The sequence below is a fragment of the Bartonella sp. CL435QHHD genome (assembly GCF_042195095.1).
Classification (GTDB): Bacteria; Pseudomonadota; Alphaproteobacteria; order Rhizobiales; family Rhizobiaceae; genus Bartonella.
Window position 1 is genome coordinate 256,261 of sequence record NZ_JBHINS010000076.1, and the last position, 12,281, is coordinate 268,541.

Below are 12,281 nucleotides of genomic sequence, written 5' to 3' on the forward strand. Positions count from 1 at the left end.
GTGAAAATAGCGAGTAATAAAAGAGATGCTTTCTGCTTTGTTATTGTTTGGGCATAGATTTCATTATCAATAACCATATAGGATAAGCTTATGGGAGATAGCTTTTCGATTCGAAATGAAATGGCTTTTGAAGCCACATTAAAAGCTTTAAGAAACCATGCCGCAAAGGATGGGGTCTATGATATTCGTCGGCATTTTGTAGAAGATGAACAGCGTTTTTCCCATTTTTCCCTCAGACTTGATGATCTTCTTTTCGATTTTTCAAAATGTGGTGTGACATTTAAAACATTGCAACTTCTAGATGATTTAGCGGTTGCAGCAGATGTGTTAGGCCGGCGTGATGCAATGTTTTCTGGTAAGGCGATTAATACAACTGAAAAACGCTCAGTTCTTCATATTGCATTACGTTTACCTGCTGATGAAATTTTCATGTTGGATGGTCATAATCTTATTCGCGATATTCAAGACGTCCTTGAAGATATGGAAAGATTTTCTGAAAAGGTGCGTGATGGAAGCTATAAGGGAAGCAGTGGCGAGAGAATAAGTGATATTGTCAATATTGGTATTGGTGGTTCTGATCTTGGTCCTGCAATGGTCACATACGCTTTAAAACCTTATCATGATGGTCCACAGTGTCATTTTGTTTCGAATGCTGACAGTGCCCATATTTCTGATACTCTCTCTATTTTGAATCCAGCAACAACGCTGTTTGTCATTGCTTCTAAAACTTTTACAACGGCTGAAACAATGGTAAATGCTCAAGTTGCACGTCAGTGGATTTGTTCACATTTAGGAGAAAAAGCCGTTTGTACGCATTTTGTTGCTGTTTCAAGTGCGCTTGATAAAGTGGCAGAATTTGGCATAGATTCCACAAGCGTTTTTAAATTTTGGAATTGGGTTGGAGGACGTTATTCAATTTGGTCAGCCATTGGACTTGTTGTTATGTTTGCAATAGGTGGTGGAAATTTTCGCAAATTTCTCAACGGTGCTTTGCAAATGGACCAACATTTTAAAACTATGCCTTTGCATAAAAATATTCCTATTCGTTTTGCTCTTTTAGGATTTTGGCATCGTGTTATTTGTGGTTATTCATCACGTTCGATCATTCCTTATGCACAGCGTTTAATACATTTTCCAGCTTATTTACAACAGCTTGATATGGAATCAAATGGTAAGCAAGTTTCGCTGGATGGAAAACCATTAAGTTTTTCAAGTGGTCCAATTGTTTGGGGGGATTCAGGAACAAATAGTCAACATGCTTTTTTTCAGCTTCTGCATCAAGGAACAGATATTATTCCTGTAGAATTTATTTTATTTATAAAAGGGCATGAGAAAAATTTACATTCTATGTATGAGATGTTGCTAGCAAACGGTTTAGCACAATCAAAAGCATTGATGAAGGGGCGTAGTATTGAAGATGCTCGGCATATCTTGATAAAAAATGGAGTTGGTGAGGGTGAGGCAGATCATCTAGCACTTCATAGAAGTTTTAAAGGAAACCGTCCTAGCATTACGTTGGTTCAAGATTTATTAACACCTTTTGCACTCGGTCGTCTTATTGCACTTTATGAACATCGTACTTTTGTTGAAGGGATTTTAATGAATATTAATTCATTTGATCAATGGGGGGTTGAACTTGGTAAAGAATTAGCAAACGAGTTACTACCAATTCTTCGTGGAGAAAGTAAAGCGGATAATCGCGATAGTTCAACATTAGGGTTGCTAGCACATATTCAAGCAAGACGTGCAAAATAAATATAATTTGACAGTAGGTTTTGCACTAACTAAGCAAAAGTAGAATGAGAGAGAAATATGAGATAATTCTTTAATTTTACTATGCGTTCTCTTATTATCTGAACTAGATTTATGTAACAGAAAATAAAAAAAGTGCAAAAATTGTAAAAAGGAGAATTTATTCGCAAAAACGATAAAGACCTTCGAGAGGTCTTTGAAGACCCTTTGAGCCCCCCTTAAAATCCTTCGAAAAAAATAAATTGGTACAAAATCTAGTGTCAAATTATACAAAACCCGCTGGCAAGCTACAACCGGCAAACTACGATTAAAGACATTTTAATAATATCGTTTTATAAATTAATGGCGGAGAGAGAGGGATTTGAACCCCCGATAGAGTTGCCCCTATGCCGCATTTCGAGTGCGGTGCTTTCAACCACTCAGCCATCTCTCCATAATAAAGTGAAACAAAAATCGGCACTATTTGAGTGTATAAGGGGTAGATAACCTTCAATTGTTTTTGGTACAACCTTTTTTTCTTTTTTATGGGACTTTATTGACAGAGAATAGAAATTCCTTCATATATACAAAATATAAGCGTGGGGAAATCTGCGCATATTTGTGTTGAAGAAGGTTTTATCCTTCTTTGAGATTTATTACGACTGATAAAAAGCAGCCTATTTTCCCTTATTTCAAGGCAGAAATTAAATAAGAGCTGGAGTGAACGGAAGGATAAAAAATGTTCGCAGTCATTAAAACTGGTGGTAAGCAATACCGCATTGTTGCTAATCAAGTGGTAAAAGTTGAAAAAGTTAGTGGAAATGCGGGTGATGTTGTTGAATTCAATGACATATTAATGGTTGGGCAAGAAGGTAATGCGGTTATTGGTACCCCTGTCGTTGCTGATGCATTGGTGACAGCTGAGATTTTAGAACAGGCACGTGGGCGCAAGGTTATCGCATTTAAGAAGCGCCGTCGTCAAAATTCTAAACGCACGCGTGGCCATCGTCAAGAATTTACGAGGCTTCGTGTTTTAGAAATTTTAATGGGTGGTTCAAAACCTAAAAAAGTTGCTGCAAAACCGATAAAAGAAGAAGCAACTACACCACAAGAAACAAAAGCTGCTGCTTCTATTGAGAAGACGGCTAAAAAAACGGTTGAAAAAAAGACTGCGCCGCAGAAGAAAGCGTCTGTAGCAACAAAGAGTAAGAAAGATTAAAGGAGAGCGTCTATGGCACATAAAAAAGCTGGTGGTTCCTCGCGTAATGGTCGTGATTCAGAATCGAAACGTCTAGGCGTTAAAAAATTTGGTGGTGAAACCGTTATTGCCGGAAATATTATTATTCGCCAGCGTGGTACACGTTGGCATCCTGGTAACAATGTTGGTATTGGAAAAGATCATACGCTTTTTGCATTATCAAATGGAAAGGTTTCTTTTCAACGCAAAGCGGGTAATCGTTCCTATGTTTCAGTCATTCCTATGCTGGAGGCAGCAGAGTAATCTGTAACACTCTCTAGCAATCAACAGGATTTCATTGAATTATAGTTGTGGTTTTATAAGTATTAAAAGGGAAAGATAGAGTCTTATCTTTCCCTTTTTGCGTTGGTACTATAATAAATGTAGAAGATATACGAAAAAGGTAGAATTGAGGAAATGGCTTTTCTCAATGAGGGAAAAAGTTTGTGCGATGTTATGTTAGTATTTAGTACTGAACATATTGATATTATGATAGAATTTGTTGATAAATTTCTGTATAATAATAGTGAGAGAGACTTTCTTTTTATGCATGAAGAAGTGTCTAGTGATTTCTTATAAGAGAAGCAGTTTGTTTTCAGAAAATTATGAGAAATTTAATGAGAGCATTCTTTATGTAATCATTTTGATAAAGATGGGTCTTTTTATCGGCATTGTGGTATTGATGAGTTGTCATACTGTTTTTAGGTGGTAGTGTGGATAGGTGTGGCTATTCATTTAAAAAGACATAGGGATAAAAAATCCATAAGAAGGCAGCCAAAACTACTTTGAAAGTGACATGCATTAAGGAATTTTCGGTAAATCAAGAGTGAAATTATATTTTTAAGGAGGACGGTGTTTAAAGATATAAAAATAACCAACGCGCAATCAGCGCCCTTCAAGAATATTTTTTCTGATTTCACTATTATTGTGTATTGTTGAAAATAAATAAGCATAAGAGCTAGGGTTAAGGCAATCATTGCGTTTCATTTTTTACTTTATTTATCTTATTTGTAGAGTTTTTCTTTATTTTAGTAATTGATGATGGTGCTTGGGGGGATGTTCGTACTTTGCAAATGTGCGACAGAGAGTATTGTGTATTTGCGATATTGATTGAAGTAAAGGTGTAGCTTAAAATATATAAATATTATATATCGAGGGTTTGATATCATAAGATGGGCAGCACGGAATTTTAAAGATGATAAGTTGCATGGAGCAATTTGTAATTATGTAATGAATTTATAAAGAGGGATAATAGGTTAAATAAACTTTGAGGAATCAATCAAAATATTAGCTGAAGTTACGGATGATTGGGAAGGATGCTTTCTTGTAGGAAAAATAATGAAAAGTTATGTTGAATAACTTAGGATAATGAGAGCGTTTCGAAAACATAGTTTTTCAGGTGATTGGTTCTGTAGAAAATGGGGTTTTGTCTTTGTAAAGTAAAAGAGTAAGAGGCAGATTTGCTTATAATGGTTTTAAGCACTTCGCTAGATAATAATATCCAATTGTTTTATCGGTTATATTGAGGTATTTAAGCACCTCACTTAGCTATATTCCGTAAAATATAAATAAAGCTGTGGTGGTATTTATAGCTTGTATTTTGGGAAATGCAGCTTTGAAAAGGAATGTGTCAGAGATATTGGTGTTCAAATGTGAGGCAATTTGAATTCATGATGAGATATGAGAAAGCAGAAGCAATGAATGTAGATTTTGCTGATGGTGAAATCTTGTCTATAAGATCTGTACAACTTGCAGCTGCTTTTGATCATAAAAATGATGCAATTTATGCTGCTGCTGAATTGCTTGTGCAGGTTGGTGCAGTTGATAAGTGTTATCTGGCAAGCATGCTTGCACGTGAAGAAACAACCAATACTTGGCTTGGAAATGGTATAGCCATTCCTCATGGTATGGCTGAAAATCGTGATTTAATTATCAAGGATGCTGTTGCTGTTATACAGGTTCCTGCTGGTGTTGAGTGGCAGGATGGCAAGAAAGCATATTTGGTTATTGCCATTGCAGCGTGTCCAGATCGCTATAGAGAAATTTGTAAAAAATTGACGTCTCTTTTATTTGATAAAAAACAGCTTGAAGTACTTGCAACAACTATGGACAAACAACAAATTGTTACAACTTTGTTTGACCAAAATATGAAGATAGAAAAAACTTTTATTGGTGACCTTTCTGTGTGTCAGGAATGGACTTTAGATTATCCAAGTGGTCTTCATGCACGACCAGCTTCTCTTTGGGTTGATTTTGCGAAAAAGGCTCAAAGTTCCATCAGAGTTCGCCATGGTCAATATACCGTTGAAATGAAAAATTTGGTTGGTTTATTGCAATTAGGAGCAAAAAACGGTGATGTTCTGATTTTTTCTACAGATGCTTCAGAAGGAGCACAACTTCTCAATGATGCCATTGCTATTGCAAAAAAAGTGAGTATTAGTGAAAAATGCCTGATGAGAGCAATGGAATCTCAAACAAAGGCTTTTCATGGTTGGTATCCACGCTCTATGCAAAAAGGCATTTCTGGTGTTGGAGCGAGTTCAGGATTAGCATTTGGTAAGATTTTTGTTTTAAGGCAAAATGATATTTCCATAATAGACCAGCCAATTGATTTTGCAGCTGGTGCAGCATGTCTTGAAAATGCTCTTACAAAAACAAAACATAAAATGGCATCTGTAATTTCTGATATTACAGTGCGTATGGGAGCAGATTCTGCTGCAATTTTTTCTGCGCAAATGGTTTTGCTTGAAGATGAAAATTTAATAGCTCAAGCTTGTCGTTTTATAGCGGAAGGTCATGGTGTCGCTTGGTCTTGGGATAGAGCGGTTCGTCAATTTTCAGATATGTTTTTTAAGGTAGATAATCCTTTGTTAGCAGCACGTGCTGTTAATTTAGTTGATGTTGGTCGACGTGTTTTAGGTGAAATCAATCCATCCTATAGATCGTTCTTTTTAAATGATATTCCACATGGTGTAATTCTGGTTACAAATGACCTTTCTCCTTCTGATGTAGCACAACTTGATTGTACAAGGGTAAAAGGATTAGCAACAGCATGGGGAGGTCCATTATCTCATACAGCTATTTTGGCGCGTACTCTTGGTATTCCAATGGTTGTTGCTACAGGTGATGATATTTTAGCGATTCAGTCTGATATTCAGGCTATTATTGATGGCGATAACGGGTTTATTTACCTTGATCCTACGCTTGAAGACGTTGAAGATGCTCAAAGGCATATTGATATTGTTGCGCAAAAACGTGTCAGTGAAATAAGTGCGTGTAGATTACCAGCGCAAACGATAGATGGTCAAAGAATTCGTATCATGGCCAATGTCAACTACGCAAATCAGGTTCCTGTTGCGCTTGATTTGGGGGCTGAAGGTGTTGGACTCATGCGCACGGAATTTTTGTTTTTAGAGAATCCACATATTCCGGATGAAGAGCTACAATTTAATATATATCGGACGATGATTACAGCTGTAGGAGATAAGCCATTAATTATTCGTGCACTTGATATTGGTGGGGATAAACAGGTTACGCATTTACATTTATCTAAAGAGGACAATCCTTTTTTAGGTGTTCGAGGAACGCGGCTTTTGTTACGTCGACGTGATCTTTTGGTGCCTCAATTACGTGCTTTATATCGAGCAGCAAAAGAGGGCGGAGATCTATGGATTGTGTTTCCGATGGTCATGTCTGTTTCAGAGATTGTCGCTATAAAAAAGATTGCAGAGGAAATCCGCAACGATATTGATGCACCAAAATTAAAACTTGGTATTATGATCGAAGTTCCAGCAGCGGCCATTATGGCAGATGTATTGAGCGCCCATGTTGATTTTTTTTCAATTGGAACCAATGACCTAACACAGTATACAATGGCTGTTGATCGGCAAAATCCGTACCTTGTGTCTGAAGCTGATAGCCTTGATCCAGCAGTTTTGCGTATGATTTATCAGACTATTCAGGGAGCTGCACAAAATAAGTGTTGGGTTAGTGTATGTGGTGGTATGGCTGGAGATCCTTTTGGTGCAATGATTTTGACTGGATTGGGAATTAATGAGCTTTCTATGATATCTTGCGATATTTCTCCAGTAAAGGCGTGTTTACAGACTCATAGTTTTGAAGATATGAAAATTTTAGCACAAAAAGCATTACAATGTGAAACTGCACGAGCTGTACGTGCTCTAAGCAAGGATATAAGGTGATAGAGAACATTAAGGGGAAAAAACGAGCTCATTTTTCAGACTAATCAGATCTTTAGTGTTGTAAAACATTATCCTTTAGGACAATTATAAGCAGCATATTAATTTGTAATGGTAATTTATCGTGTTACATAATGAGAGCCTTAAATATTGTAGGGTTTTCTCGTTTTAAATTTCTCTATATTAAATTAATAAAAATTATTCTTTTATACATTACAAAGAGGAGTAATGTATGGATAAAAACACTCTAAGAAAGAATAAATGCCTTTTATGCATTCTCTCAAATCGCAATGGATGTTGTAATATTAGGTGATAAATAGCGTGATGGTACTTGGCTTTTACTTTTTATTTAAGGAAAGATGATGCTATCCAATAGATTTTATGCCATTCATAGACACCGTATGAGGTAGATGTGACAAGCTTTAAGAGATGTTTTTTAACAAACGTGTGGATGAGAAAGAAAATAGTATTTTTAGAGTATTCTGTTTTGTTATGAGACCATATCCCACTTAAAGAATGCGATAATCAAAAGTATGAAGTAATACGTAATCTCTTTTAAATAATAGAGATTACTTTAGATATTTTGAAAACTGTAAAGCTGAATTTAAAAGTATATGGTAAAAATGAAAACAGGTTTGCATTTTTATGATTTTGTATTTGACCAAAATGACTATTTTTTCATTTCAGAAAATAAGATATATTCATACATATTAAATTAAAAATGCAAAGGTTTTTTTTGTCTGAATTTTATTTTCTTTAGTATCAACTAAATATAGAAGTGTGAAATTGAATAGAGAATTTAGAGTAGGGCTTATTCTGTAATCCTATGAAAGAGAAAACTGACACCATCACACTATTTTACAGCCCTCAATGTTGCAAGAATTCGTGCTATTTGAAAAAATACATAAGAGGCACTTATCCTCTCTTAAAATGTTCTTCTCCCACATACCATCCCCGCTTATGACGTATAAACGATAATTTATTATTATAAATCAATATTTATATATTATCTGAAACATAAAAGTGATTAGCAGGTAGATCTCATTTCAAGAGAGAGTTGTTTGTAATCAAAGTTACAGTGATTAAGTATTTTCATCCTTGGAGGCAAGAAGAAGGTTGAAAACAATTTTTATTGAAATGAAATTTATTATCTGAATAAACAATTTTAATATTATATACATATAAGAAGTTCATATCGTTATTATTCTATTTATTATTAGGGTAATCAATGGTGTTAAGTGAGAGATATTAATTATTTGGTTATGCAAAACCATGGACTGTATGCCAATTTTAAGAGAAGTATTTTTTTGTGAAGCAGAAAGTGCGTAAATGAGTATGAAAATTTATAACTGGTGACAATCTTTTTATTCCCATTATTGTATTCTACAAACCTATCCACGAAAAAAGTTTTTTCTTAAAAAGAAGGGATGTGCTTGTTATTCAACAGATATAAGCTCTTACTTTAATAAATGAATTTATTTTTTGGGTTTTGAATGTATAGTTTAGACTTGCACGTTATTTCTTTCTGGGTATAGTGCAAACTTCTGGAGAGGTGGCCGAGTGGTTGAAGGCGCACGCCTGGAACGCGTGTATATGGGAAACCATATCGAGGGTTCGAATCCCTCTCTCTCCGCCATTAATTTAAAACGAACTTTCATATGCTTGATATGACATAGTTTAAAAAGCTCAGCATTTGCAGGATTTTTTGCTGTTGCAATTGACCAGTTCGCGCCAATCTATACCTGTCATTATGTACACCTGGAAATTGCTGTTGAATTTCCATGAATTTTACACTTTTTAAGCTCCTCTCCTCTCGATCTTGAGATAACCTGATCTAGCATAAACGATCTCTTCAAATATCATTAAAGGATTTTTGCCATTATCACTAACTTCTGGTAGAGCTTTTAGAATTAATGGTGATCATAGTGCTATTTGCAATTTCGTTGCTTAACGGGCTAAATGCGTTTTATCCACATGAGAGGTAACAAACACCTCAGCTTTTCTCACGCAATGTGCTTATTTAAAATTAATGTCATGAATATTTGTACAACATTTTTATCTATACGATAATCAAAAAAAGGCTAACATAATATAATAATTGAATATCATTCATGCGGCGCTTTCTTTTATCTTTAAGCTTTGTATGTAAATAGATAGTCCGTGCAAAATAAATAAAGGGGCGCAAAAGCCTATAAATACACATAGGACGTATAATATAGAAAATGAAAAAAATTTTCCTGCATATAAAAGCACAATAGAGAATAAAGCTGTTATGATGCGTACACTGGCATCGCCTGCCAAAATCACCTCGGCTAAATTTTCATTAGGTGTGATAGCTTGTCCAATTGTTATTCCCGATATCCTAAAATAAAATTGCCCAATACCTAATAAAAACCCCATAATATAAAGGGAATATTGAGTAAAATTTAAATATAAAACAAAAGAGATTGCGATCACGGCAAAAGCCGGTGCCCCCCATACAAAAAAACGAATTAAAGATGGAAATTTCTGTAAATAATAAGATGAGATAAGACCATTGATCACAAAACCCAGTGCTGACAAAGCAAAAATAGAGTTTTGAATAGCTGTAAATTTTATATTATCTGATGTTATAGAAGCAAGCACAAGTGGCAATAAAACAATAGGCCCCGTATAGAGAGAATTATTCAAAATACGATTAATCGTTAAAAAACGCAACGCAGAAATCCGCCAAAGGCACCTGAACCCAACTCCATAAGCTTTTTGAGATGGCTTTTTTAATAGCTCTTTTGCTCTGTTTAGTTGTTGTATAGACTTTATACGAAACCATAAGCAGGCATTCAAAAGATAGATAAATACAATAAAGGCTATGGCTATTTTGTGCCCCAAATGCGCAATTATAAAATATATAAGCAATGGGGATATAATAACAAAAAACTGACAGCAACTAGTGTAAAATGCAAAAATTCCAGCTTTTTGTTTGGGAGCTGGAACCAGCTGATTCAAGGCACTATTGTTATTTGGGTTATCAGCCCCCATCAAGAGAGCAAGTAAAAAAAATACAAATAAAATAAGTACTGGATTGTTCATAAATAATAAGAAAGACAATAAACAAGCGCAAATAATTTGACTATAAAACCCAATTATAAAGCCTTGATAGTGCGCCAACACGTTTCCCAAACATAAGCCAGCAATTCCAATTGCGATTAAATTAACGACATTTAAAGTAGCAGACGCTTCTCCTGTTGTATCTTGGAATTGTAACAAAGAAAGGCCAATAGATAATACACCACTAGCACAAAAACTCGTCAAACAACCAATCACAATCATAAGAAAAACAGAATTACGCAATAGCCTCTTTCCTTTTAAACAGAGACTCAAGCCATTTTATGATTTTCTCCATTGTCGAATATGGTTCGGTACTAAATTCCAGTTTTTCATAAAAGTTTAGTTCAAATGCGTTATAGGCACTTATTTTTTGAAAGTCATCTGTCAGCATGAATTCTATACTTGGCAACGTTGTACCCATAGATTGAGATAAATAATAGGAAATTACTTTCCAATACATATAGGTACGCTCTCTTGCCAAATAATTTTCCAAGGCATATTTCAAGTGACAACCACTTAAAATATATTTCGGACAATGGTGCAACGGATAATAAATACAAATAGCACCGGCTTCGTGTCCGGGACAAGAAGAAATATTAATATTTTTATCATTTCATAATATTACAAAAACGCTCAGTGAGAAGATCTTCCAAATTTAGTCTAGTCACAACAAGATTGGTTGCTAATTTTTGAGAGACATGAGACCAAGCCAATCTTACTACTAAAGTTCCAATAACCTTTAAGTCAGATTCTGGATAAGCTTTTTTAAAATTTTCCACCCATATGTCTCTGTGACATATAATAATTGGCTCATCTCGTCTGAATGAACAAGATGTAATTCTAAACCAATATTATCACAAAGTTTTGAGCTCTTGAATTCTCCGTATCCTAATCTGGTATTCTTAAATCATCATAGGAACTAAGAATTTTTAAGTATTCCAACTTTTATTAAACTTTGTAACAATCTATTGGAATCTCCCCTTCACTGACTTCGACAATTATTTTCTCACCACTACAAGAACAAAAAATTATCTTTGAATTTGCTTACTTTTAGAAAAAAAATGAGCAACACTCTTTCTTAACTAAAAGAAACACGCTCTCTACCTTTTTCTTTATGATTATCAAAAGTCTATTCTGTTACAATGCGATCATCAATTATTAGGATAAATATTCTGCGTTTAGCCTAATAAACTGTTATAATCAATGTTTCTCTCTGTTCTAAAAATCAGCGTTTTTTCTCCTAGAGATACTCATAATTTCTGTACAATCTTTCCCAAAAAGGCCCCCCTAAACATTGCTATTAACACGATCATCCTGAGAAGTTTTATACATACACACTGCATTCTATGTATTTTTTGGAAAATCCCTTTGAATCTCTATCGAGCCTTGTTTTGGCAGTATCATTTTTAATATATCATAAATATTTTTATTTAATTTAATTTTAGAAAACTTAGTCATTATCGTGTTTCATTAGATGATATGAGCAAGGTAGGGATTCAATAGTGTTGTCTTGCAGAAAATATTGCGTCCATTCTCTATTTTGGAGTTTGCTATATTTTCTTAAAAAAGGAGATTTTGTGATAATATCAAAAGGTTCAGGCCTTTTTCCTACAACGAGAATACATTTTGTTCTGTATCGAGCAGATCAGAAAAAACCCACCTAGGCTGGAAAGTTAACATAAATATAGAACTTACTTAATTCTGTTTATATGGGATGGGGTATTGCAAGCTATAAACATAGGTTCGCCATGAAAGCAGAACTCTCATAGATGATTGTACATATTTTTTTTGTATATGCTTAGGTCACTCTCGGTTGTCAAAAGCTCGCAAATTTTTAAGTGTAGACCAGAATTTTTCTCTATAAAATTCGATACTTTGTATGGGGGCAGGCTCCTCGAATGCAACAAAAGATGTGTTCTTTCCAAAACTTTTATAATTATCGCAATAAGTTATCAGGTCTTCCATTATATTTTTTGAAGTCAGCTTGTTGTAGAACCCAAATCTAAGCATATTTTTTGAGTATCCAT

The 12,281-nt window shown here is 34.7% G+C and carries 7 protein-coding genes and 2 tRNA genes; 5 read left to right on the forward strand and 4 right to left on the reverse strand.

The annotated features are described in order from the left end of the window. Window positions 1-90: 90 nt before the first annotated feature. On the forward strand, window positions 91-1,755 hold the full coding sequence (gene pgi, locus ACFILH_RS06895; protein ID WP_273790288.1) for a glucose-6-phosphate isomerase: 1,665 nt from the start codon (window positions 91-93) through the stop codon (window positions 1,753-1,755). Window positions 1,756-2,095: 340 nt separating this feature from the next. Here pgi and ACFILH_RS06900 read toward each other — a convergent pair. Continuing rightward, window positions 2,096-2,185, reverse strand: a tRNA-Ser gene (locus ACFILH_RS06900). A gap of 285 nt (window positions 2,186-2,470) precedes the next feature. Between ACFILH_RS06900 and rplU the strand changes: the two genes are divergently transcribed. The 4 genes from rplU to ACFILH_RS06920 all read left to right on the forward strand — a co-directional run bounded on the left by rplU (window position 2,471) and on the right by ACFILH_RS06920 (window position 8,803). Then, a complete protein-coding gene (rplU, locus tag ACFILH_RS06905) occupies window positions 2,471-2,950 on the forward strand; it encodes a 50S ribosomal protein L21 (protein ID WP_375657955.1) in 480 nt (159 codons plus the stop codon). Between the two features lie 12 nt (window positions 2,951-2,962). Continuing rightward, window positions 2,963-3,232: a 50S ribosomal protein L27 gene (gene rpmA / locus ACFILH_RS06910; RefSeq protein WP_100130483.1), complete on the forward strand. Its 270-nt coding sequence runs from the start codon at window positions 2,963-2,965 to the stop codon at window positions 3,230-3,232. Between the two features lie 1,406 nt (window positions 3,233-4,638). Then, on the forward strand, window positions 4,639-7,170 hold the full coding sequence (ptsP, locus tag ACFILH_RS06915) for a phosphoenolpyruvate--protein phosphotransferase (RefSeq protein WP_375667560.1): 2,532 nt from the start codon (window positions 4,639-4,641) through the stop codon (window positions 7,168-7,170). 1,543 nt (window positions 7,171-8,713) lie between these two features. After that, window positions 8,714-8,803, forward strand: a tRNA-Ser gene (locus ACFILH_RS06920). A 473-nt stretch (window positions 8,804-9,276) separates the two neighbouring features. Here ACFILH_RS06920 and ACFILH_RS06925 read toward each other — a convergent pair. The 3 genes from ACFILH_RS06925 to ACFILH_RS06935 form a co-directional block, all read right to left on the reverse strand. Beyond that, window positions 9,277-10,497 carry an MFS transporter gene (locus ACFILH_RS06925; RefSeq protein ID WP_375664215.1) on the reverse strand — a complete coding sequence of 407 codons (1,221 nt, stop codon included), beginning with the start codon at window positions 10,495-10,497 and terminating at the stop codon, window positions 9,277-9,279. A gap of 1,448 nt (window positions 10,498-11,945) precedes the next feature. Then, the gene (locus ACFILH_RS06930; RefSeq protein ID WP_375664925.1) at window positions 11,946-11,993 is read right to left on the reverse strand and encodes a hypothetical protein; all 48 of its coding nucleotides are present in this window, start codon (window positions 11,991-11,993) and stop codon (window positions 11,946-11,948) included. A 64-nt stretch (window positions 11,994-12,057) separates the two neighbouring features. Further along, window positions 12,058-12,264 carry a YqcI/YcgG family protein gene (locus tag ACFILH_RS06935; protein ID WP_375660154.1) on the reverse strand — a complete coding sequence of 69 codons (207 nt, stop codon included), beginning with the start codon at window positions 12,262-12,264 and terminating at the stop codon, window positions 12,058-12,060. Between the last annotated feature and the right edge of the window lie 17 nt (window positions 12,265-12,281).